The organism is Labrys sp. LIt4 (genome assembly GCF_017813775.1).
Taxonomy (GTDB): Bacteria; Pseudomonadota; Alphaproteobacteria; order Rhizobiales; family Labraceae; genus Labrys; species Labrys okinawensis_A.
The window spans coordinates 41,785-64,288 of sequence record NZ_JAGIPY010000007.1 but is presented as its reverse complement, the minus strand read 5'-3'; the positions used below and the strand labels follow the sequence as shown (position 1 = coordinate 64,288).

Sequence of the window (22,504 nt, the reverse complement as noted above, 5' to 3'; positions counted from 1 at the left end):
CGTGGGCGGACAAGGCCAGCCTGTTCCGGTTTACAGTTCCAATCAAGCTGCACCTGTGATCCAGCCGCCGGGCGGTAGCCGGATTGCGCCGGAAGATTGCCCGCCCGTTCATGAGGCGGGCATCAGGAACTCGCCCTTGCCGAGCGTGGCGAGGTCGCCGGCCCGGCGCTCGGCCCGCTCGGTGACGAGCTCTGCCGACTGGGGCCGGATTCGCGCCACGGCGCGGCGCAGCAGTTGGGCGACCACCAGACGATGCCGGCCTGTGGGTACCAGGCTCGGCAGCAGCACGCCATGCTCGGCGGCGATGATGGTGCCCCGCCGCATGCCATAGCCGGGATTGTCGCCGACCGCCGGAGCTATGATGGTGCCGGCTATCAGGCTCGAACCGACATAGTCGCCCGCTCGCCCGCCGACGAGGATCAGCCCTCGCCGCATGCGCTCGCCCAGCCTGTCGCCCGCGTCGCCCTCGATCACGAGGGTGGCGCCGTCGAGACCATGCATCGCGCCATGGGTGGCGCCGCCGGCACGCTCGTCCGCATGGCCGGCGATACGCACGAGCCCGCCCGTCGCCGCGCTGGCCGCAAACGGCCCTGCATTGCCGGTGATCTCGATCGAGCCGCCCCGCATCGCCTGGCCGAGCCGCTGGCCGACATCGCCCTCCACCGTCAGCTGGCCCGATTCGAGCCCGGCACCCAGCAGATCGAAGCGGGATGACCCGCCCTGGAAGCGGATTTCGCCGCGTTCGCCCTCACTGACCGTGAAGATATCGGCCACGGCGACACCGATCCGCGAGGTGCCGATCGGCAGCCTTTCAATGTCCGAAAGCGACAAGGCGCCGATGCGATGCGGCACCAGGCCCGAGAGATCGAGGCGTTCGGGCGGGGCTTCGCGCAGGCGGAAGGTGAGGGCGCTCATGTCAGCAACTCGCGCAGAGGAAAGTGGTATTTGCCGAGCTTGCCGCCGTAATTGCCGGCCGTGACGCGCACCAGGCCGTGCTGCGGTCCCGCCTCGACGGCCGCGTGGAGACCCGCTCTCATCGAGGCGCGCACGGCCTCTGCTGAAAATCCGTCGATGACGATTTCGAGCACCGCTCCGACCTCGGGCGCCAGGGCAGAGCGGGCGCGGCCCTTCAGTGTCGGACAATAGGCGTCGTTGGTCGAGGCGATCATGCCCTTGGTGCGCCCGCCGACCTTGGAGCCGGAGCGCACGATACCGCCGGGAAAGGGCAGGATCGCATCGGGAATGGCTGCCGCGGCCCGGGCCGCGGCTTCGGCCACCGCCAAGGTGCCGGCCTGGTCGCGGCCGAGAAACAGCAGATTGCCGCCGCCGACGGCGCCTTCGACGAGGCCCGTGTCATGCTCGCAGACGAATTCGCCGTCCATCACCGGCACGCGCCAATAGCGATGGCCGCCGATGCCCTTGGCCGTCTCGTAGCCATCGCCGAAATAGCGGATATTGGCGCCCAGCTTGAGACGCCGCGTGCCGTCGGAACCGGCATAGCAGGCCGAGCCGGGGCTGGTCAGTACGCATTGGCCTACACGGCGTGCGAGCTGCTTGCCGAGGCCGGCCGCGTCGAAGCCGAACAGGAGGATGCGCAGGCCCGGCCTGCCATCCGGGGTTTCTTCGGGCGAGAGGGGGCGGTCGATCCCGGCTTCGACGCCGCAGCCGATCACCGAGGTCGCAAAGCCCGTGAGGCTCGCCGCCGCGATTTCGGCCCAGCGGGGCGTGTCGGCCGTCAGCACGATCGCCGTCGCAGCCATGCCGAAGGCTTCGGCGAAGGTATCGTCGATGGCGATGCCGTTGAGCGTCAGGTCAGAGCTGCTTAAGTCGGAACTGGTTAAGTCAGACATGGCTCGACCTCGAAAACATCTCTTTCGCCGAAGGCCTCCAAGGGCACGGCAAAGCTCTCCAGGCCGGCGCCGAAGCGGTCCTCGAGATAGCGGTCGGCATGGCGCGTCATGGCCGGATCGAAGCCCGGCGCCAGCGTCAGGGTGCGTCCGGCGCGCCAACCCAGCGGTTCGCCCTTGCGCAGCACCACCACACCGTCCTTCAGCACCAGATCGGCCGAGGCGAACATGGCGGTGCGGTCGGCATCCTCGCGGTAGATAGCCACGTCGGCGCGGGCGCCCGGCTTGAGATGGCCGCGATCGGCCAGCCCGAGCAGGCGGGCCGGCGCGGCGCGGGTCATGATCGCCACCTCGGTCAGGGTGTATTCGCGCTCGATCGCGGCGAGGCCGCTGCGCTCGCGCACGATGTCGGGCAGGCTCGCCAGGGTGCGGTCCCGTTCCGCCTTATCCATGAGCAGATGGATGAGACGGGGATAGGCGGTGAAGGGACCGCCATTGGGGTGGTCGGTGGTGAGCAGCACCCGCCAGGGATCCGACGAGAGCAGGAAGAGTTCGAGGCCGATGGCAAATTGCAGGGCGTTGATGCCGGAATTGCGGCGATAGCGGTAGGGCACGATGCCACCGCCCTCGGCATCCCCATCGACCAGGATCCATTTGCGCGGCCGGCCGGCCTTGCGGCTGGAGAACTGCCTGAGGATGTCGAGCGAGATCGTACAGGTCTGGCCGAACACCACCTGGCCGACATCGATGGTCGCGTTGGGGTTCGCCGCCAGGGCCGCGCAGACCTCGGCGGCGGCCGAGACGATCCCGCTGCTCTCGTGCCGGCCATAGCTGTAGAACTGGGCATGGGCGAAATGGACCGGACGCCCCTCCGCCGCCTTCATGGTGGCGATCAGGCTATCGACCGCGCCGGGCAGGCCGAGATTGTTGCAATGGACATGCAGGGGATGCGGCACGCCGATGGCCGTGGTCGCTTCGAGCAGGGCCGTGAGGATCTGGCGCGAGGTCAGGCCATAGCTCGGCACCTCGTCGTCGAGCCCGAAGGCGCGCACATTCTCTTTGAACGCCGCCGCTCCGCCGGCATTGATCACCTTGACGCCGAGCCCGCGCGAGGTGGCGAGCGTCAGGGCCGTGAGATCGCGCACTGCCTCGGCTCCCTCCTTGCGCCGGAGCAGCGAGAGCAGCTGGTCGTCATTGCCGAGCACGCTGAGCGCGCCGCGGTCGATCAGGGGGATGTCGTCGAGCTCGAGATGGGTCGCCAAGGCGGCGCTGGGCGCCAATGCCGGCTCGATCACCGTCGTGTAGCCCATGCGCGCATAGAGGCGGCCGGTCTCGAAGGCCGACCAGCGGGCGGTGGAAAAGGGCAGGGCCGGGTCGCCGGCGGTTTCGCTGACATGGAGCTCGGGCAGCAGCAGGCGCGCCAGGGTCACGTTGCCGCCGGCGATATGCGAATGGACGTCGATGCCGCCGGCCATCACCACGCAGCCGCGCGCATCGATCACATTGTCGGCGACGGCCTGCACCGGTTTTTCGACGATGCGCTCGTCCTGAATCCATAGATCCGCCTTGCCGTCCCGGCCGGAAACCGGATCGACGATGCGTCCGCCCGCGATGCGCGTCAGCATGATCCCGGTCCTTTCTCGCCGATCGCGGTTTGAATCGCCTCGAGGATCTCGGCGGCCCCGGTGTTTCGAGGGGACGGGCCGCTCCCGATGGCTGTGAGGGTGCCGCGACGTTCGTCGAAGCAGACGGCCGTGCCGGCCTCGCCCGGAACGGCAACCTCGATCACGATGCCGGCCTGCCCCTCGTCGGGGCGTCCAGAGAGCACGACGCTGGGAATACCGGCCGGCGGCACCTCGCCATGGGCCTGGGCGCAGAGCCACAATGCCGCGTCGGCCTCCTTGCTCGCCACCAGGCGGCGGGCATCGAAGCGCCACGGATCGTGCTCGGGATAGCCCCGTCCCAGCCCGACGCGCGGCGCATCGCCTGTCGTCCAGCTGCCGACCGCCAGAGCCAGCCGCGCCGCGGCCGGGACGCCGAGCGGCAGGCTGGAAAAGCGGGTCTCCTCATTGAGATCCTTGACCAGGCCCTGCAGCATGCCGACAGCCGGTTCGCCCAGTTCCTGCGGATCATACACCGCGACCCCGAAGCGGGCGGCCTTGACCTTGCCGGCCAGCTCGTTCAGCTCTGCCGTTTCCGGCCTGGGCGGCAGCCGGCCGGACGCGAGGGCGCGCAGCACGGCCAGATGCCCGGCGAGCGTGTCCCGGTCGGCCGCCAAGGTGAGGACCTCGCGCTCGGCGATGCCGGCCAGCGGGACGGGGGCTGCTACGAGCTCGTCAAGCAGGGGGTTGGCGCCGGCCCTGCGCCCGACCACGAGCAGCAGATCGGCGCGGGCACGCGCCTCGGCCCAGGTGGTGGTCATCGCGCCGCGGGCGGCGAGGGCGCCGAGATCGGCATAGAGCGCATCCGAGCCCTCGCAGTCGATCGCGGCGCCGATGCGGAAGGCAAGCCGGTAGGCTGCGCGCACCGCTGCAACGTCGCCGGACAGGCCGCCGACGATGGGCGTCCGCGCCCCGCCCAGCATCCGCGCCGCGGCGGCGATGGCCTCATGCTGATCAACCGGCTGGCCTTCGATCCAGGCGCGCATCCGTGTGCCGTCTCCTGCCTTGCATTTTTGCTATAGCTAACAACCACCTCAGCGTTCGGCCAAGTACCTCGGCGCTCTCTGGCAAATTTATAAGAATAATATGGAACATTTCTAAGAAATCGCTGCGTTGCCAACGATGTTTATTTGTTATGATATTTTCCTATTGGGGAGGCCGCGCCGATGTATCAGCAGAAGGGAACGACCTTACCCGGATTTGAATCCGCTTCCCCGACAAACCCCGCTTCGATCCGGGTGAGGGCGAGTGCGCGCCTGCATCTTGGTTTTCTCGATCTTCATGGCGGCCTCGGCCGCCGTTTCGGCAGCCTGGGCCTGGCGGTGAGCAGCCCTGCCGTGGACCTCGTCGTGTCGGATGCCGAGCGGCTGATCGCCGAGGGCGAGGAAGCCGAACGCGTGCTGCGCTACGCCGAAGCGGCGGCGCATCATCTTGAGGTGGAGCCGCGCGGCCATTTTCGGCTGCGGCACAGCATCATTCCCCATGCCGGCCTCGGTTCGGGCACGCAGATCGCCCTGGCGGTCGCGGCCGGTCTCGCCAGACTGCGCGGGCGGCCCTTTCGGGCGCGCGATGCTGCGGAAGCGCTCGACAGGGGCAATCGCTCTTCCGCCGGCCTGGCCGCATTCGAAAAGGGCGGTCTCGTTCTCGATGGCGGGCGCGGTGAGGACGATCGCGCCCCCCCGATTCTCGCGCGCCTGCCCTTTCCCGAGGACTGGCGGGTGCTGCTGGTCTTCGACACCTCCTCCCATGGCCTGCATGGCGAGGCGGAAGTCAGCGCCTTCCGCCAGTTACCGCCCTTTCCCGAGGCCTCCGCGGCTCATCTGTGCCGGCTCGCCCTGATGCGCATCCTGCCGGCCGCGGCCGGCAGGGATGTCGAGGCTTTCGGTGCCGGCGTGGCCGAGCTGCAGCGCGTGGTGGGGGATCATTTTGCATCGGCGCAGGGCGGCCGCTTCACCAGTCCTATCGTCACCAAGGTGCTGACCGCCTGTGAGCAGCGGGGCTTTGGCGGCATCGGACAAAGTTCGTGGGGCCCCACCGGTTTCGTTATCATCGGTTCCGACCGCGAGGCACGCCGGCTGGTCGGTGAACTGGAGGCGGACGGCCTGCCGTCCGGCATCCGCCTGGAGATCGTGCGCGGGCGCAACCAGGGTGCCCAGGTGAGGATCGCCCGTGACCAGAGGAGGCTCGCGTTCTGATGGCCCGTTCGATCCTGCATATGCTGTCGCCGCTCAAGCATATGAGTCCCTTCGACGTCAATATGGCGGTCGATGCCGGTTTCGATGTCGTCATTCCCTATACGGGCGTGACATTGGAGGAGATCCGGCCTCTCGTGCAGGACGCCATCTTCTCGCGGGCGCCGGGCGATGGCAGCCGCACCTCGATCTTCATCGGCGGCAAGAATGGCGGCCTCGCGCTCGACATGCTCGATGCCGCCAAGAAGGCCTTCGTGCCGCCCTTCGCCCTCAACCTTTTCACTGACCCGGCCGGCTCCTTCACCACCGGGGCGGCCATGGTGGCCAAGGTCAAGGCCGTGCTCAGGGACAAGCATGGCGGGGAACTGGCGGGCCGCAAGATCGTGATCTTCGGCGGGACCGGCGTCGTCGCCTATTGTGCCAGCGTGCTGGTGGCGCTCGAAGGCGGCCGGCCCATACTGGCGGGCCATGACGGCACCAAGCGCGTGAGCGACATTGCCGCCGGGATCAAGCAGCGCTTCGGCGTCGATGTCGACTATGCCGATGGCAGCACGCCCGAGGCACGCCGGGCGGCGGTCGCCGGCGCCGAAATCGTGCTGTCCAGCGGGCCCGCCGGGGTGAACATCCTTTCCGCCGCCGATCTCGATTCCGTGCCGGGACTGCTGGTCGCAGCCGACGTCAACGCGGTCCCGCCGGCAGGACTGGAAGGCGTCGGCGTGATGGCCAATGGCGAGCCCTTCGGCAATGGCAAGGCGCAGGCGGTCGGTGCGCTCGCGATCGGAAACGTCAAATACAAGACCGAACTCGGCCTGTTCCGTCGCCTCCTGGCGACCGAAAAACCGATCAGCCTGGATTTTCGCGATGCGTACAAGCTTGCCCTCGAGATCGCAGGGTGAGGGCGCCTGCGTCCTGATCGCTGCCCAGTCCGGCCGCGCTCTCGCCGCTGCTGCCCGGCGCGCGGGCTACAGGCCGCTGGTCGTGGACCTTTTCGGCGACAGCGATACCAGAGCCCTGGCCGCGGACTACCGTCAGGTCAAGGGCCGATTCGGCACGGGTGTCGCCGGGATCGCCATCCTGGACGCGCTGGACCAATTGGCTCTTGCCAGCGCCGATTCGCCTTTCGGTGTCGTCCTCGGCAGCGGTTTCGAAGCCAGCCCCGCTTTGATCCAGGCCATCGACGAGCGTTTCGGCCTGATCGGTGCGAATGCCGATACGGTGGCCTGCCTGAAGGATCCCGCGGGCTTTGCCCGCATGCTGGCGGAGCTCGGCATCGCCCACCCGCAGATCCGGCTGGGGCCGGTCGCCTCGTCCTCGGGCTGGCTTGCCAAGCGCCGCGGCGGTTCGGGTGGGGGTCATATCCGCAAGGCCCGTCCCGACAGGCTGATGCCCGGAAGCTATCTGCAACGGGTGGTCGAGGGCGAGCCGATTTCCGTGGCTTTCCTCGCCGACGGCCGCAGGGCGCAGATGGTCGCCCGCACGCATCAATGGGTCTCGCCCGGCCGGAGTGCCGCCTGGCGCTATGGCGGCGCCATCGAGCCGGGCGGGCCGCCGGCGATCGACCCCGAGATCGAGGTGGCGATCGGCCGGATCGTGGCGGCAACCCGGCTGCGGGGCCTCGCTAGCGCCGACCTGATGGTGGCGCCGGACCGCTGGTGGCTGCTGGAGATCAATCCACGCCCAGGCGCCACGCTCGATTGCCTCGATCGGCGCGAGACGCCACTGTTCGAGCGCCACTGCCGTGCGAGCCGGGGCGAACTGGGCGAGGTCGAGGCTGCGCCCCGGGAGGCAGCCGGCACCATGATCGTCTACGCCCCGCGCCGTATCGCCAAGGTGCCGGAGATTGCATGGCCCGCTTACGTGGCGGACCGGCCGGAGCGCGGCGGCGCGATCGAGGCCGGCGCGCCGGTCTGCACCGTCGCCGCCACCGGCACGGACATCAGAGAGGTTCGACGCCTGCTCCACCGGCGCGGTGCCGACATCACCCGTCTCGTTCAACAGGAGAGAGTTCCCGCGTGACGATTTTCCTGCAGCCCCCAAGCGTCAATGCCCTGGCCAGACCGTTGGTCGACAGCCTCGTCGCCGATGCCGCGGGCCTGCGGCTGACCGTTAGCGCGGGACCGGGCGGGTGCCGCTTCATCGATGCCGGCGCCGGTGTTCCCGGCTCCATCGAGGCGGGGCGCCGGGTTGCCGAGATTTGCCTGGCGGGACTGGGGCGCGTGTCGATCGCGCCCACGGGGCCGGTGGAGCGCTGGCCCTTTTCCGTCAATGTGCAGACCACCAATCCCGTCCTGGCTTGCCTCGGCTGCCAATATGCCGGCTGGAGCCTGCGCGCCGGCAGCGGCAAGGAGGCCTATTTCGCGCTCGGCTCGGGGCCGGGACGCGCTGCCGCGCGGGTGGAACCTCTTTTCGTGGAGCTGGGCTACAGCGACGATGCCGACAGTGCCGTCCTGATCCTGGAAACCGCCTCGCCGCCGCCGGAGGCTGTGGTGCGCAATGTCGCCGAAGCGACGCGGCTGGCGCCCGAAGCCCTCACCTTCATCTATGCGCCGACCCAGAGCCTGGCCGGGGCGACCCAGGTCGTCAGCCGCGTGCTCGAGGTCGCGCTGCACAAGGCGCACAGCCTCGGCTTTCCGCTTGCCGACATCGTCGACGGCCTGGGCACGGCACCTTTGGCGCCGCCCACGCCGGATTTCGTGCGCGCCATGGGCCGAACCAACGATGCCATCATCTATGGCGGCCGCGTCCACCTGTTCGTGACCGGCACGGCCCAGGCCGCCAAATCGCTGGCCGAAGCCCTGCCGAGCCCCACCTCCCGCGACCATGGCAAGCCCTTCGCCGAGATTTTCAGCCGTTTCAAGGGAGACTTCTATGCCATCGACCCGCATCTGTTCAGCCCGGCGGAGGTCATCGTCACCGCGCTCGAGAACGGCGAGACCTTCCGCGGCGGCCATCTGATGCCGGATCTGGTGGATGCCTCCTTCTCGTAGCGAACGCTGGCCTCGCAGGAACAAATCTCGCAGGAACTCTTGGTAGGACATCTCGAATTGAACCCGGTCGAACACCCTGTGGGACGCGGATTGCGCATCGGTCTGGCGGCCGACAATGGCGAATGGCATCGCGGCCGCCTGCTCGGCGCCCTGCGCGCCTGCGGCATCGAGCCGGTGCTGTTTTCCCTGGCTGACGTGGCCATGGTCACCGGCGGGAGCGAGCCGCTACGCATACCCGGCTTCGAAGGAGAATTGCCGGACGGGGTGCTGCTGCGGACCATATCCGGCGGTACCTTCGAGGCGACCACCATGCGGCTCGGCGTGCTGCATGCCCTGGTTGCCGCGGGCGTGGTGGTGTGGAACGATCCGCGTGCCATCGAGCGCTGCGTCGACAAATCGATGACGAGCCTGCTGATCGCCAGGGCCGGCCTGCCGACGCCGGACACCTTCGTGGTCTCGAGCCGGGAGGCGGCGGCGGCGGTCGTGCGGCGTGAGGCCCGGGCGGACGCGCCGCTAGTGCTCAAGCCGCTGTTCGGCTCGCAGGGCAAGGGCCTGCGCCTGATCGGTGCGCCTGACGACCTCCCGGAGGCCGAAGAGGTGGCGCGGGTCTATTATCTGCAGCGTTTCGTGCGCCGGAACGTGGAAGGATGGCGGGACTATCGCGTCTTCGTCTGCGACGGCCGCGTGGTTGCAGCGATGGCGCGCGAGGGCGATGGCTGGATCACCAATGTGCACCAGGGAGGGCGCCCGTCGCGCTGGCAGATGCCGGAGGAGGCGGAGAGCCTCGCCCTGCGGGCGGCCCAGGCCGTGGATGTCGCCTATTGCGGGGTCGATCTCATCGAGGATGACAGCGGCCGCTTCCTGGTGCTTGAAGTCAACAGCATGCCGTCCTGGTCCGGCCTGCAGAGCATCGTCGACGTCGATATCAGCGAGGCCGTCGTCCGCGCCTTCCTGAAGGCCGTCTATGCCGCCCACCGTCCCGCCATGGTGGCGGTGTCATGAACTATCATCGCCCCAGCCTCGATCTTGCCGGCGCCTACAGGGACGCCTGCCTGGCCGAGCTCCAGGCCCTGAAGCCCGGCAATGTGCATGTCTTCGCCGATATCGGCGAAACTAGGGTCGCCGATTTCAAAGCGAGCGCCCGGGCCTCCGCATCCGCGATCGGGCAACCGGGTGCCAGCGTCGGGGCGCGTATTCTCGGCGCGATCCGGGCGACACACGAAACGATCGGCTGGAACACCAATCTCGGCATCGTGCTGCTCTGCGCGCCGCTTGCCGTGGCCGCGGAGGCAGAGGGAGCCTTGCGGGCGGCGCTTGCCGAGGTCCTGCGCGGGCTCGACAGGAACGATGCGGCCGACGCCTTCGAGGCGATCCGCCTGGCGTCGCCCGGCGGGCTGGGAAGCGCCGACCGGCACGACGTTCGCGAGCCGCCGACCGCGACCCTGCGCGAAGCGATGGGCGAGGCTGCCGGGCGCGACCGCATTGCCCGCGCTTATCTCACCGATTTCGAGGACGTCTTCGAGACGGGCCTGCCGGCGCTCCGGCAGGCACGGGCGGCGGGGCTCGACGAGCCCTGGTGCGCCACTTCAGTGCACATGGCCTTCCTGTCGCGTTTTGCCGATACGCATATCGAGCGCCGCCGCGGCCGCGAGCAGGCCGAAGCGGTGCGGGCGCGCGCTGCCGAAATCATCGAGGCGGGTCCGCCAGGCCCTGCCTCGCTCGCAACCTTGCTGGCATTCGATGCCGAACTGAAGAAAGGAGACCTCAACCCCGGAACTTCCGCCGATTTCACCGTGGCGACATTGTTTGCCGCCGCAATCATGCGCCTTCCGGCCGCCGGCACCTGAACGGATGCTTGCTGGTGACGGGATGCGCGGTTACGCTCATAAAGCTATCTGGCCAACCGGTTCGGCGCCGTGCCGAACGCTGAAAACAAGGATAGATGGCTCGGCCGCCGTTCCAAGGGATCGGGGCCTTTGTTCTCGCAGGGAGGACTATCGAATATGGCAAAGATCACGAAGGTTTTGATCGGCGAATCCCTTGTCGGCGACGGCAATGAAGTCGCTCATATCGACCTGATCATGGGTCCTCGCGGCTCGGCCGCGGAGACGGCGTTCTGCAATGCCCTCACCAACAACAAGGATGGCTTCACCTCGCTTCTGGCGGTGATCGCTCCGAACCTGCAATGCAAGCCCAACACCTTGCTGTTCAACAAGGTGACCATCAAGGGCGCCAAGCAGGCCGTGCAGATGTTCGGGCCGGCCCAGCACGCCGTGGCGCGTGCGGTGCAGGACAGCGTCGCCGACGGCACCATTCCCGCCGATGAGGCCGACGACATCTTCATCAGCGTGGGTGTCTTCATCCACTGGCTGGCGGACGACGACGCCAAGATCCAGAAATACAACTACGAAGCGACCAAGCAGGCGATCGAACGCGCCGTCAATGGCTGGCCGAGTGCGGCCGAGGCCACCAGCAAGCGCGAGCAGGTCAAGCACCCCTTCGCTGCATAGATAGGGGACAGCCCTGGGCAGGAGCCGCCTGCTGCGCCCATGCCTGCAGGCCTGCTTCGGCGGCTGGCCGCCGTCTTTCTCGGACGCTGAAATTTCGCCGGAGGGACGCTGTTTCCTCCGGCGAAGACTTGGATCATTGTTGCAAGACTTGGATCGTCATTGCGAGCGCAACGAAGCAATCCAGAAGCCGGCAAGTGTCAGGGCTGGATTGCTTCGCTGCGCTCGCAATGAGGGCGCGCCTTCTATACTGGCTAATGTTACAGGCGCCCGTCATGCAAAGCCGAGGCGACGAGAATGCCGGATATGCCGATGCTGGCGAGAGCGGCAAGGTCGCGCCGGTCCCGGAGGCCACCGGCGGCATAGAGCCTGCAGCGGGCCGGTGCCTGCTCGCGAAGCGCGGAGAGACGCTCAAGGTCGGGTCCGCTGCCCATGCCGACGCGCCCCAGCGTCATGACGATCACCCGCTCCGGCCAGATCGACGGCGTGGCGAGGATCGCGTCCGGGCCGACATAATCGTCGCCGCGAAAATCCAGCGACAGCACGGCATGATCGGCCAGGTCCCGCACCAGTCTGTCGTCGCTCTGGCTCTCGGAGCCGAGCACCGGCAGGCCGAGGCCTTCATCGAGAAAGGCTTCCGCTTGCGAGCGCGTGGCAATGCCGGCGTCGATCCACAAGCGCACCGTCGGAAAGGCGGCGGCGAGGCGCCGCAGGCTGGCGGTATCGCGCCCGCGTCCCTCTATGCCGTCGAGGTCGGCGACATAGAGCTGGCGCGACGGCGCGGCGTTGAGCAGGCCGTTGGCGACATCGACCGGATCGGCCGTCGGGCTGAGCGGCGTGACGATCGGCCGATACAGGGCACGATCGCCCGCTTTGGCCCGCACCACCGATCCGTGCCGGAGATCGATCACCGGCACGATCTCGACGCCGGCGCTCCCGTCCGCCGAGGCACGGCTTTTGTCCTGTCGATCCGGTGCGGGCATGATGACGACTCGAAAGCGGCGCTACCCCTTTGTGGCACGGCGCCTTGAATGGGGAAAGCAACAGGCCGTGAAAGTGACAGGTATGGATTCCACTGCGCATGATGATCCGGGGATCGCCACGAACGACCTGGTGCTGGGCTGGGATCTCGGGGGCGTGCACGTCAAGGTCGCCGGCGTGGCACAGGGCCGGCTCCAGGCAGTGACGCAGGAACCCTACCAGATCAGGCAGGGGCTCAAAGTGCTCGACGAAGCCTTTGCCGCCTTGCCGGCCTGGGCGCGGCAGGCGCGCCGTCATGCGGTGACCATGACCGGCGAGCTCAGCGCCCTGTTCGACAATCGTGCCGCCGGCGTGACGGCCCTGACCGATTGGGCCACCCGGCATTGCCAGGGCGAAATCGTCATCTATGGCGGACGGGCGGGCTTCCTGCCGCCCCATCGCGCGGCTGCCCATGCGGTGGATGTCGCCTCGGCCAATTGGCATGCGACCGCAGCCTTCGTCGCGTCCCGTCTGCCGAATGCCCTGCTGATCGACATCGGATCCACCACCTCCGATCTCATCCCGATCGAGGACGGGAAAATCACGGGTATCGGCTATACCGATGCCGAGAGACTGGCGTCGGGCGAACTGGTCTATGCCGGCGTCGTGCGCACGCCCTTGATGTCGCTCGCCGAAAGACTGCCCTTCCAGGGGCAGGACGTCACGCTGGTCGCCGAGCATTTCGCCACCATCGCCGATGTCCATCGCCTGCTCGGTACCTTGCCCGAGGAGGCCGACCAGCACGATACGGCCGATGGCCGCGACAAGAGCCTCGCCTCCACGCGGACCCGGCTGGCGCGCGTCGTCGGCCAGGATGCGGGCGAGGCCGCCAATCATGTCTGGAATGAGCTGGCGGCTCATTTCGCCGAGCTGCAGCTGCGCCGCCTCCACGATGCCGCGGCCCGCATCCTGTCGCGCCGCAAAGGTGCGGTACGCCCGCCCCTGGTGGGCTGCGGCGTCGGCCGCTTCGTGGTGCAGGCGCTCGCGGCCCGCATGGGCCTCGCTTATCACGATCTCGCCGACCTGGTGCCGAGCGCCGAGGGGGCGAAGAGTTACTGGGTCTCCTCCTGCGCACCGGCAGCGTCGCTCGCGCTGCTCGCGGCCGATCAGACCGTCATCCCCTTCCCTCGCCACGATGTGGCTCGCCGGGGATGACAGAGCCGTTCCCGGCTCGGGGATCGCGTCTCGACCCTACGAACCAGCTGGTGTCGGCCCGGCCAGGATCTTTTCCTCGATCCACTGCCAGGCTTCCAGCTCGGCCTCGCCGGCCGTCTTGCTGATGGCGATGCGGAGGTAATCCATTTCGGTGCGGATCTTGTCGGGGCTGAGCATATGCAGCCTCGTCGACAGGATGGCCGCTTCCAGCACCGCGGCCTGGGCGCGATTATAGCCGAGGAACGGATGGTGTAGGCCCTGGTGGACGACGCGGCAGCGAAAGCGGGGCCTGACCTCGTCGGGCACGATAGCCTCGACCGCGAGCTCCATATGGGCCAAGGCCTCGGCCAGCCTGACCCCCTCGATCCGCTCGCAGGGGCAGGTCGCCCAATCGCGCCGCCCGGTGACGCAGCCGGCGATCACCCTGATATCGAGCGGCGCCGCGGCGGCAAGAAAGGGATGGCGCTCCAGATTGGCGATGGTCGGCGAGGGGCGGAAGGGGGCGACAACATAATGCTCGCCTTCCTCGATCAGGCCGAAGGGCACCAGATGCGCGCTGCCATCGGCATTGAGGGTGGTCACGATGGTTTCGAGAATGCGCGGCATCTTTATTGTTCCTTGCGGCCGGCCAGCGTGTGGCCCGGCGCCTTGAAACCGGTGGCGTCTTCGTCCGGCTTGTCCGCGGCGCAGCCGAAATCGAGCGGCTCGTCCTGGGCATAGCGCTTGCCGAGCCTCCAGGCGGTTTCGGCCTTGGCCAGTTCCGTGCCGAGATAGAAGGCATGAGCCGCGTCCTTGGCGACGTCGAGCTGCGGATAGAAGGCCAGGGCATCCGTGCCGCGGGCATGGATGGCGCGGTTATAGGCGTGGATGCCGTCATCGCTGACCTCGATGCGGAAATTGGTGTCGCGAACGGCCGCGGCATTCTGCTCCACCTGCTCGGGCGAACTTACCACCGGCCGTTTGTCGTGCAGGGCAAGCAGGGCCGAGCCATAGCCCTTGGGCAGGGAGCCGTCCGCCTTGGCCGCGAACATCAGCCGGCGTGCCGCGTCGTGCTCCTGCAGCGTGCGGCGGGTATGGGCGCTGACCTGCACCACCAGCACATGACGGATGGCGAGTTCCGAGCAGATTCCCATCAGGAGGGCGGTGAGGCCCAGACTGTCGGCTTCGGTCAGCTCCGTGAGGTTGCCGGTTCCCATCAATATTTCGGCCTGCGGTTTCAGGCGCCGGAACTCGACATAGCGTGCAAGCGAGGCGGCAAAGCCGAAATGGATGGGATCGAGCACAGGGTCGGCGATGAAGGGCCGGCCCGCCTCTTCCATGCGCTCGACGGCCCGCAGCAGCGAGGCGAGATCGCTGGGTTCGACGGGCACCAGCACGGGGATGGCCTGCGTCCCCAAGGCGAGATCGAGCGTGTGTTCGTTGAGGCTCAGCAGGAAATCGGCGCCGGCCTCGGCGCCTCGCCTGAGTTCGGCGGGAGCGGCGCTGTCGACGCTGACCCTGAAACCATGCTGCTTGAGCAGGCGGATGCTGTCTTCCAGATGCGGGAAGGGCGTATCGGGCAGCGCGCCGAGATCGATGACATCGGCACCCTTGGCGGCCATGGCGCGGGCGCGCTCCAGCAATTGCTCGGGCGAAAGCTGGGAGGCTTCGACGATCTCGGAAAAGATGGTGACGTCGTGGCGCGAGAGATCGGGAGGACGGCCGCCCCGGCCGAGAAAGGCCGGCAGGTCGGCGATCTCATCGGGGCCGCGCTCTACCGGAATGCCGAAATGGCCGGAGAGGGCCTCGAGGTCGGCCCGGCAGCGGCCGGGCAGCAATATGCGGGTGACGCCCTCGGGCAAGGCGATGCGCCGCCGGATGATCTCCTCCGTCATCAGGGCGGCGACCTTGACGCCGGCGTCAAGGATCAGCCAGTCGAAGGAAACCGGGCCCAGGGCCGTCATCGTGCGCTCGAGCCTGGCGCGGCTGAGATGGCCGGTGATCAGGGCGAGGCGTTCACGCATTTCAGCCTTTCCAGCAGCGCCTGGCGCAGGCTCTCATAGGTTTCGACCACCGTCGTCGCCTCGAAGTCCTTGAGCCGCTCGACATTATCGAGGTCAATGCGCCTCGGATAGACCTTGACCATGCCGGAGGGGGCCTGCGTCTCCATTTCCGGTGCCGTGTCGCAGGCGAACACGATCGAGGGGATACGGCATTTGCCGGCCTGCGCATAGACATTGGTGGCGAGCGTGTCGGAAATGCCGAACACGCATTTGGCCACGGTGTTCGAGGTCGCCGGCGCCACCACCAGCGTATGGTAGTCGCCATGGTAGAAGGCGCCGACCGGGGCGGCGCTGGCCGTGGTGTCCTTGATCAGCCGCGTGCCCTCGGGGAGCGCGTCGAACTGCTTGCGATACATGCGGATCACCTCGGCCGCGGCGCGGGTGACGAAGAGATCGCACTCGCCCACCTCGCGGATCAGCTCCAGGCATTCTGTGAAGTAATGGCCGGAACCGGTGAGGGCCCAGGCAAGGCGTGGCTGTTGATAACGCCGGCTCATGAAGCCTCGCAGGGGACGGAGAGCAGGGCGGGAAAGCCGGCATCGGCAGAAGGCCCCGCCACCAGGATGGAGCCCGCGAACCGGGCCGCGTAGCGGGGAAAATGGGCATCGACGATATCGGCTGCCGCCAGGGCGGCGGGTGTCGAAGCGGCTGGAGCGTCGACGGACTTGACTAGGATCAGCCTGTCGGCGCCGAGTTCGGCGGCCAGCCAGGCCGCCAGGCTGTCCGAGGTCACCGCCCAGCTTTCGGTGATATCGGGATGCCCGGCGCGCAGCTCGGCGGGGTGCCAGATCGGGAGCCTGCCTTGGCGGAGCGCCGCCTTGACCGCCTCTCTGTCTCCGGCCGTCGTCAGCCGCGGGTGGCGGGTGGCCAATATCTCGGCCAGATGCGTCATGGCGTCGAGGGCAAGGCGGTGGGCGAGCCCGTCGTCGAAGGGCATGGCCGCCTGCACCTGGCGCACCGCATCGGCAAAGGGACCGCCGCCGGCCACCAGCACCAGCGACGCCCCGGTTTCACAGGCGAGCTGAGCGAGCAGCCGCTCTAGGCGGGCCGAGCCGCACAGGCTGCCGCCGATCTTGACCACGGTCAGGCTCATGCGGCCTGCTCGCCATCAACCTGCCGGCTTTGCCGGATGGCCTGAAGACGGTAGGCCGCACTGCCGATGGCCAGGGGATCGAGCTGGCCGCGCCGGTCGCCGGCCAGGCAAAGCCCGCCCCGAAAACCGAGGTAATCGGGATTGAGGGCGGCGAGCCGGTCGATGTCCTCGATGCGCAGGGAACCGGCAAGCCCCGACATCAGTCCGAGCTGGCGACAGTCCGCCACGAAGGAACCCAGCTGGTCCATCGTCAGCAGATCGGGCAGGCGGATGCCTCTTTTTTGGCTCGTATCCAGCATGGCGCCGACAAAACCGGCTTCATGCAGCGCTGCCACCAGAGTCAGCGGCGGGTTTTCGTCGGCGAACAGCACCGCGATGAAGCGCCCCTGCCCGGCGAGCCGCCGGCCAAGCGCGGCGACACCGGCGGGTCGGGCCATGGCACGGCCGAGGCCGAGCTTGACGAAGGTGACGCCGGTGGTGGCGACCGACAGGGCGCTGCGGGCCAGGCGCTCGACATCATCGTCGTCCCCGGCAACGGCGCTGGTGACGATGCCCTCGGGCAGGCTGGCATGAATGCTGCGGATGGAAGCAAGGGGCAGCGCGCCCAGGGCGCCGGCGTCCGGATCCTTGGCGTCGATGAGATCGGCCCCATGCGCAAGGGCGAGCCGCGCCTCGGCGCTGTCGACGACACTGACGAGCAAACGGGTCACGATGCGCAACTTCCCCTTCTTGTTTCCTAACAATGCCCGCATGGGCGGCCGGCGGCAACCATGCGATTTTCAACGCGCCTGCCGTGCTTCTTCCTGCAACTGGCCGGCGACGAAATCCGTGGCGTGCTGCCAGGCCTCGTTGGTGTCGCCCCGGAAGCTGATCTGCCGGAAAAACGTGCGCTTGCCGTCCTTGGCATCGAAAACACCGACCCAGATCGCCGAGATCAGGGTGCTGGTCTTGTGCACGGCGCCGGTCAGGATGAGATCCGCGCCGGCCTTGCGCGCTTCTCCCAGCAGGCAATCCTGGTCGTTGCTGGCGCAGGCGATGATTCCCGGCGTGGCCGGAACGATGCGATAGGAGCCGCCGGCCTGCAGCCGGTCGGTCAGGCGGGTCGACATCGCCTTCAACCGGTCGGCATGGGCCTCCTTCTGGTCGGATGCTTCGCCGGAGGTGTCGAGATAGCCGAAGGGCAGGGCGAGCAGGGCCTTACCGGCCTCACCGGCCCGGCCGTGCGAGGGCAGAGCGGCAGCCATTGCCAGCAGAACAAGCGCCGTCATGCCTGTCTGCCGCAGTTGGCCGCGAGGTCTTCCGCTCCAATACTGCAAGCTGCGCCGACGCGTTCCTACAATCAGGGACATCCAATCAAGCACAGTAGTCCCTTTGTAAATAAGAATATTCTATGAGAGCATATCAGTTCACGTTCTGTAAAAATTGCCATGAACACGAAAGCTAGTACAGACTGTATTCAGCTTATAATTTTCTTAGGTATATTAAGTTGACGTCCTTCAATTGCAATGCGTAAGCTTGCCGACGTGCAGGCACGCAGAGGCCTGCGCGTTCGGGAGCGAAATGTGTTGCCGGCTGCGAGTTCAAAAAGCCTGTCCAGCCTGATGGCAGCCTTGCTGTTCGTCTTTGTGGCTGTGCTGTCCTGCGGCGCGGCAAGGGCGGCCGAACCGCTCGAAATCCGCATCGGGGTCATGACCCACAAGGCTCCGCCCCCTGCGCTTTACGAACTCGATCCTACCCCGGAAGACGAGGCCGTTGCCGGCGCGGGGCTTGCCATCGACGACAACAACACCACGGGGCGCTTTTCCGGCCAGCGCTATGTCCTGGACCAGACCGTGCTGGACAAGGGCCAGTCGCCGGTGGAGGCGGCCGTCAGGCTGGCCGATGCAGGAGCGAAATTCCTGGTGGTCGCTCTGACGGCGGACGAACTCCTGGCTGTCGCCGACGCCCTCAAGGGGCGTCCGGTCCTGGTGTTCAATGCCGCTGCGCAGGATGACAGGCTGCGCGGCGCCGATTGCCGCGCCAATCTGTTTCACATCCCGCCGAGCCGGGCCATGCTGACCGATGCGCTGGTGCAATATCTGGCGACCAAGCGCTGGATGAAGCTCTTTCTCACCTTTGGGCCGACCGGGGCGGACAAGCTTTATGCCGATGCGCTCAAGCAGTCGGCCAAGAAATTCGGCCTCACTCTCGTCGCCGAGAAGGCCTGGGAATTCGGCCCGCTCGCCCGTGCCCGCGGCGACAGCATCACCCAATCGGATGCCTTGGTGTTCAGCCGCGGCGTCGACTACGACATCATGGTGGTGGCCGACGAGGAGGCCGATTTCGGCGATTATCTCGGCTATCGCACCTGGGATCCCAAGGTCATCGCCGGCACGCAGGGCCTGATCGCCACCTCCTGGCACCGCGCCCAGGATGCCTGGGGCTCGGCGCAGCTGCAGAGCCGCTTCTTCAAGCGCGCCAAGCGGACCATGCGGCCGATCGACTATCAGGCCTGGGTCGCGGTGCGCGCCGTCGGAGAGGCGGTCACGCGAACCAAGTCGGCAGATCCGGCAGCGATTTCCGCCTTCCTTGTCGATCCGAAATTTCAGCTGGCTGCCTTCAAGGGGGTGCCGGTGAGCTTCCGCGGCTGGGACCACCAGCTGCGCCAGCCGGTGCTGATCGCCCAGCCGATGGCGATCGTCTCGGTGTCGCCGCAGCCGGGCTACCTGCATCAGCGCAGCGTGCTCGATACGCTCGGCGCCGATCAGCCGGAAAGCCAATGCCATTTGCCGTGAACGCGCTGCGGGAATGCCCGCCTGGAGAGGAACCGATCATGCCGCATTTCGCCAAGGCTGCTTTTTTGGGGCTGGCGGCCGCTTGCCTGGCCGGAACCGCGCACGCTTATACGGTCTATGTCTCCAACGAGAAGGGCAATTCGATCACCGTGATCGATTCCGAGACCCAGACCGTCAAGCAGACCGTGCCGACCGGCCGGCGCCCGCGGGGCATCACCATCTCCAACGACGGCAAGTCCCTCTATCTGTGCGCCAGCGACGATGACGGCGTCGAGGTGATCGACACGGCGACGATGAAGGTGGCGCGCACCTTGCAGTCCGGCCCCGATCCCGAGCTCTTCATCCTGCACCCTTCCGGCAATCCCCTCTATATCGCCAATGAGGACGATGCCCAGGTGACGGTGCTCGACGTGCGTGAGAACAAGGTGCTCGCCACCGTGCCCGTCGGCGTCGAGCCGGAGGGCATGGGCATCAGCCCTGACGGCAAGGTGCTGGTGAATACCTCAGAAACCACCAACATGGCCCATTTCATCGACACCACCAGCTTCCAGGTGATCGATAGCGTGCTGGTCGATTCGCGCCCGCGCTTTGCCGAATTCAACAAGGACAATTCCAAGGTCTGGGTGAGTTCCGAGGTCGGCGGCACCGTCAGCGTGATCGAGCCGGGTACCCGCAAGATCCTCAAGAAGATCGAGTTCCAGATCCCCGGCGTCACGGCCGAGACGATCCAGCCCGTCGGCGTGCGCGTCACCAAGGACGGCAAGACCGCCTTCGTGGCGCTCGGGCCGGCCAATCGCGTGGCGGTGATCAATGGCGAGACGCTCGAAGTCGAGAAATATCTGCTGGTGGGCCAGCGCGTCTGGCAGCTCGCCTTCACGCCGGACGAAAAATATCTCTACGCCACCAACGGCAATTCCAACGACGTATCGGTGATCGATGTCGCAAGCCAGAAGGTGATCAAGACCATTCCGGTCGGCGAGGCACCCTGGGGCGTGGTGGTCTCGCCGAACTGACCAGACGCTTCAACAGCAAGATGATTCGAAAGACTTGGGGAGGAAGACCATGCGTATCGCAACTCTTGTCGGCGCCCTGACGGTACTGGGCCTTGCCTGCGGCCCGGCCCTCGCGGAAAAGAACTCCAATCGCGTCGAGGGCAAGGGGACGCCGGCCAAGGCCTGGGCCCTGATCGGCGATTTCTGCGGCATCAAGACCTGGCACCCGGCCATCGCCTCCTGCGAGCTTTCGGAGAAGGATGGCGCCAAGATCCGCACCCTCACCACCAAGGACGGTGCCAAATTCGTCGAAAAGCTGGTCAAATGGGACGACAAGGACACGTCCTACACCTATGCCATCCTCGAAAGTCCCCTGCCGATCGAGAATTACGTCTCCACGCTGAAGGTGGAAGAAGACGACGAGCCGGGCAAGATCGCCATCACCTGGTCCTCGACCTTCGATCCCAAGGGCGTGTCTGGGGACGCCGCGCGCAAGGCCGTGGCGGATATCTATCTGGCCGGTCTGCTTCAGCTCAAGGCCAAGCTCAAGGGCAAGTGATGGTTGTTCGGACTGCCCGTTCCTGGTGTATCCTGCCGCCTTCTCGGCGCGAGGATCGACCATGACGGTTCGCACGGACAAGCCGGCGCTCTCGGTTTCGGCCGTCGGCCACCGCTTCGGCAAGCGCGAAGCGCTGGCCGATGTCTCCCTTGAGGTGCAGGCCGGGCGCTTCGTCGCCCTGCTTGGACCGAACGGCGCCGGCAAGACGACCTTGTTCTCGATCGTGACGCGGCTCTATCAGAACCGCTCCGGCCGTGTCGAGGTCTACGGGCATGACCTCAACCTCACTCCGTCGCGGGCGCTTGCGGAGCTCGGCGTCGTCTTCCAGGCTCGCACGCTCGATGCCGATCTGACGGTGCGTCAGAATCTTGCCTATCACGCCGCCCTGCACGGTCTCGGCGGACGGGCGGTACGCGAGCATATTCTCGCACTTCTCAAGCGCGTGGGCCTCAGCGAGAGGGCCGACGAGAAGGTTCGCACACTTTCCGGAGGTCAGGCCCGGCGCGTGGAGATTGCGCGCGCTCTGGTGCATCGCCCCCGCCTCCTGCTCCTGGACGAGCCGACAGTTGGTCTCGACCTTGCGGCCCGGGCCGATATCGTAGCTACCGTGCGGCGACTGGTGGCCGAGGAGGGCATCGCGGTTTTGTGGGCGACCCATATCTTCGAGGAGATCGCCAATGATGACGACGTCTATGTGCTGCATCGGGGCCGGATCGTCGCCGAGGGTAAGGCGGCCATGCTCGCCGCCCGCAGTGGCGCCAGCCTGGCGGAAACCTTCCGGCGCCTGACCGACAGGGAGGCCGCCTGATGTCGGATGCGGCGCTTTCCTCGCGGCTGAGCTTTTCGGGCTATCTCGTCTGCCTCGGCGGCATCGCGCATCGGGAGATGCTGCGCTTCGTCAACCAGAAGGAGCGTTTCCTCTCGGCACTGGTGCGCCCGCTGATCTGGCTGTTCATCTTCGCCGCCGGCTTTCGCAACGTGCTGGGGGTCTCGATCCAGCCGCCCTACGAGACCTATGTACTCTACGAGACCTATGTCGTGCCGGGGCTGGCCGTGATGATCCAGCTCTTCTACGGCATGCAGTCCTCGCTTTCGATGGTTTATGACCGCGAGGTCGGCTCGATGCGGGTTCTGCTCACCAGCCCGTTCCCGCGCTGGTCGCTGCTGGCCGCCAAGCTCACGGCGAGCGTGCTGGTCTCGGTGCTGCAGGTCTATGTCTTCCTGGCGATCGCGGCCTGGTGGGATGTCGACGCGCCGGTGCAGGGCTATGTCCTGGCCTTGCCGGCGCTGGTGCTGACCGGCCTGATGCTCGGTTCGATCGGCCTCTTCCTGTCCTCGCTGATCCGCCAGCTGGAGAATTTCGCCAGCGTGATGAACTTCGTGATCTTCCCGATGTTCTTCGCCTCCTCGGCGCTCTATCCGCTGTGGCGCATCCGGGAGGCAAGCGAGGGGCTTTATCTGGCCTGCCTGGCCAATCCGTTCACCCATGGGGTCGAGCTGGTGCGCTTTGCTCTCTATGGCCGGCTCGAGCCGGTCGCGCTTGCGGTGGTGGTGGGCACCACGGTGCTGTTCTTCGCCGCCGCGCTCATCGCCTATGACCCGTCCCGCGGCCTGATGGTGCGCCGCGGCGGCCCCAAAGGAGAAGCGTCATGAGATTTGGCAGACCCGCACTATC

General features: G+C 67.1%; 24 protein-coding genes. 13 read left to right on the top strand and 11 right to left on the bottom strand.

Features of this window, described 5'->3' with window-relative positions; all coding sequences use genetic code 11:
- Positions 1–108 precede the first annotated feature (108 nt).
- Genes J8I29_RS14805 through J8I29_RS14790 form a run of 4 tightly spaced genes read right to left on the bottom strand, consistent with a single transcriptional unit; the run spans position 109 to position 4,494 of the window.
- Positions 109–915, bottom strand: a complete 807-nt coding sequence (locus J8I29_RS14805; protein WP_209432248.1) for a formylmethanofuran dehydrogenase subunit C — start codon at positions 913–915, stop codon at positions 109–111.
- Positions 912–1,850, bottom strand: coding sequence for a formylmethanofuran--tetrahydromethanopterin N-formyltransferase (fhcD, locus tag J8I29_RS14800; protein WP_105863933.1), 939 nt, complete (start codon positions 1,848–1,850; stop codon positions 912–914). The genes J8I29_RS14805 and fhcD overlap by 4 nt, the downstream gene beginning before the upstream one ends.
- The gene (locus tag J8I29_RS14795) at positions 1,838–3,472 is read right to left on the bottom strand and encodes a formylmethanofuran dehydrogenase subunit A (protein ID WP_209432247.1); all 1,635 of its coding nucleotides are present in this window, start codon (positions 3,470–3,472) and stop codon (positions 1,838–1,840) included. Before J8I29_RS14795 ends, fhcD begins: the two co-directional genes overlap by 13 nt.
- Positions 3,466–4,494, bottom strand: coding sequence for a formyltransferase (locus J8I29_RS14790; protein ID WP_209432246.1), 1,029 nt, complete (start codon positions 4,492–4,494; stop codon positions 3,466–3,468). Before J8I29_RS14790 ends, J8I29_RS14795 begins: the two co-directional genes overlap by 7 nt.
- Positions 4,495–4,674: 180 nt before the next feature.
- On the opposite strand from J8I29_RS14790, the gene J8I29_RS14785 reads away from it, so the two are divergent.
- From J8I29_RS14785 to fae, 7 genes are all read left to right on the top strand, one after another.
- On the top strand, positions 4,675–5,703 hold the full coding sequence (locus J8I29_RS14785) for a beta-ribofuranosylaminobenzene 5'-phosphate synthase family protein (RefSeq protein WP_209432245.1): 1,029 nt from the start codon (positions 4,675–4,677) through the stop codon (positions 5,701–5,703).
- On the top strand, positions 5,703–6,596 hold the full coding sequence (locus tag J8I29_RS14780) for an NAD(P)-dependent methylenetetrahydromethanopterin dehydrogenase (protein ID WP_209432244.1): 894 nt from the start codon (positions 5,703–5,705) through the stop codon (positions 6,594–6,596). The genes J8I29_RS14785 and J8I29_RS14780 overlap by 1 nt, the downstream gene beginning before the upstream one ends.
- Complete coding sequence (locus J8I29_RS30045; protein WP_245197022.1) at positions 6,562–7,716, top strand: ATP-grasp domain-containing protein; 1,155 nt, start codon at positions 6,562–6,564, stop codon at positions 7,714–7,716. The genes J8I29_RS14780 and J8I29_RS30045 overlap by 35 nt, the downstream gene beginning before the upstream one ends.
- Positions 7,713–8,687, top strand: a complete 975-nt coding sequence (gene mch / locus J8I29_RS14775; RefSeq protein WP_245443437.1) for a methenyltetrahydromethanopterin cyclohydrolase — start codon at positions 7,713–7,715, stop codon at positions 8,685–8,687. The genes J8I29_RS30045 and mch overlap by 4 nt, the downstream gene beginning before the upstream one ends.
- 90 nt (positions 8,688–8,777) lie before the next feature.
- Positions 8,778–9,689: a RimK family alpha-L-glutamate ligase gene (locus J8I29_RS14770; RefSeq protein ID WP_209432403.1), complete on the top strand. Its 912-nt coding sequence runs from the start codon at positions 8,778–8,780 to the stop codon at positions 9,687–9,689.
- A complete protein-coding gene (locus J8I29_RS14765) occupies positions 9,686–10,534 on the top strand; it encodes a triphosphoribosyl-dephospho-CoA synthase (protein ID WP_209432243.1) in 849 nt (282 codons plus the stop codon). The genes J8I29_RS14770 and J8I29_RS14765 overlap by 4 nt, the downstream gene beginning before the upstream one ends.
- A 156-nt stretch (positions 10,535–10,690) precedes the next feature.
- Positions 10,691–11,197 (top strand): formaldehyde-activating enzyme, encoded by a 507-nt coding sequence (gene fae / locus J8I29_RS14760; RefSeq protein ID WP_105863723.1) that lies wholly within the window; start codon positions 10,691–10,693, stop codon positions 11,195–11,197.
- A gap of 257 nt (positions 11,198–11,454) precedes the next feature.
- Here the strand turns inward: fae and J8I29_RS14755 are convergent, their stop codons facing one another.
- Positions 11,455–12,177, bottom strand: a complete 723-nt coding sequence (locus J8I29_RS14755; RefSeq protein ID WP_209432242.1) for a HisA/HisF-related TIM barrel protein — start codon at positions 12,175–12,177, stop codon at positions 11,455–11,457.
- A 67-nt stretch (positions 12,178–12,244) separates the two neighbouring features.
- Between J8I29_RS14755 and J8I29_RS14750 the strand changes: the two genes are divergently transcribed.
- Positions 12,245–13,369 carry a hydantoinase/oxoprolinase family protein gene (locus J8I29_RS14750; protein WP_348536021.1) on the top strand — a complete coding sequence of 375 codons (1,125 nt, stop codon included), beginning with the start codon at positions 12,245–12,247 and terminating at the stop codon, positions 13,367–13,369.
- 36 nt (positions 13,370–13,405) lie between these two features.
- Here J8I29_RS14750 and J8I29_RS14745 read toward each other — a convergent pair whose 3' ends face one another.
- The 6 genes from J8I29_RS14745 to J8I29_RS14720 form a co-directional block, all read right to left on the bottom strand.
- A complete protein-coding gene (locus J8I29_RS14745; protein WP_209432241.1) occupies positions 13,406–13,975 on the bottom strand; it encodes a DUF447 domain-containing protein in 570 nt (189 codons plus the stop codon).
- 2 nt (positions 13,976–13,977) lie between these two features.
- Positions 13,978–15,372 carry a DUF6513 domain-containing protein gene (locus J8I29_RS14740; RefSeq protein ID WP_209432240.1) on the bottom strand — a complete coding sequence of 465 codons (1,395 nt, stop codon included), beginning with the start codon at positions 15,370–15,372 and terminating at the stop codon, positions 13,978–13,980.
- Positions 15,351–15,908 carry a flavoprotein gene (locus tag J8I29_RS14735; RefSeq protein ID WP_209432239.1) on the bottom strand — a complete coding sequence of 186 codons (558 nt, stop codon included), beginning with the start codon at positions 15,906–15,908 and terminating at the stop codon, positions 15,351–15,353. The genes J8I29_RS14740 and J8I29_RS14735 overlap by 22 nt, the downstream gene beginning before the upstream one ends.
- Complete coding sequence (locus J8I29_RS14730; RefSeq protein WP_209432238.1) at positions 15,905–16,504, bottom strand: uridylate kinase; 600 nt, start codon at positions 16,502–16,504, stop codon at positions 15,905–15,907. The genes J8I29_RS14735 and J8I29_RS14730 overlap by 4 nt, the downstream gene beginning before the upstream one ends.
- Positions 16,501–17,214 (bottom strand): (5-formylfuran-3-yl)methyl phosphate synthase, encoded by a 714-nt coding sequence (locus J8I29_RS14725; protein WP_348536020.1) that lies wholly within the window; start codon positions 17,212–17,214, stop codon positions 16,501–16,503. The genes J8I29_RS14730 and J8I29_RS14725 overlap by 4 nt, the downstream gene beginning before the upstream one ends.
- A gap of 69 nt (positions 17,215–17,283) precedes the next feature.
- Positions 17,284–17,772 carry a DUF2380 domain-containing protein gene (locus tag J8I29_RS14720; RefSeq protein WP_181161252.1) on the bottom strand — a complete coding sequence of 163 codons (489 nt, stop codon included), beginning with the start codon at positions 17,770–17,772 and terminating at the stop codon, positions 17,284–17,286.
- A gap of 297 nt (positions 17,773–18,069) precedes the next feature.
- Between J8I29_RS14720 and J8I29_RS14715 the strand changes: the two genes are divergently transcribed.
- From J8I29_RS14715 to J8I29_RS14695, 5 genes are all read left to right on the top strand, one after another.
- Positions 18,070–19,278 carry an ABC transporter substrate-binding protein gene (locus J8I29_RS14715; protein WP_245197020.1) on the top strand — a complete coding sequence of 403 codons (1,209 nt, stop codon included), beginning with the start codon at positions 18,070–18,072 and terminating at the stop codon, positions 19,276–19,278.
- Between the two features lie 38 nt (positions 19,279–19,316).
- Positions 19,317–20,291 (top strand): YVTN family beta-propeller repeat protein, encoded by a 975-nt coding sequence (locus tag J8I29_RS14710; RefSeq protein WP_209432235.1) that lies wholly within the window; start codon positions 19,317–19,319, stop codon positions 20,289–20,291.
- Positions 20,292–20,340: 49 nt separating this feature from the next.
- Complete coding sequence (locus tag J8I29_RS14705; RefSeq protein WP_105863712.1) at positions 20,341–20,829, top strand: SRPBCC family protein; 489 nt, start codon at positions 20,341–20,343, stop codon at positions 20,827–20,829.
- Between the two features lie 61 nt (positions 20,830–20,890).
- A complete protein-coding gene (locus J8I29_RS14700) occupies positions 20,891–21,637 on the top strand; it encodes an ABC transporter ATP-binding protein (RefSeq protein ID WP_209432234.1) in 747 nt (248 codons plus the stop codon).
- The gene (locus tag J8I29_RS14695; protein ID WP_209432233.1) at positions 21,637–22,482 is read left to right on the top strand and encodes an ABC transporter permease; all 846 of its coding nucleotides are present in this window, start codon (positions 21,637–21,639) and stop codon (positions 22,480–22,482) included. Before J8I29_RS14700 ends, J8I29_RS14695 begins: the two co-directional genes overlap by 1 nt.
- Positions 22,483–22,504: the final 22 nt, after the last annotated feature.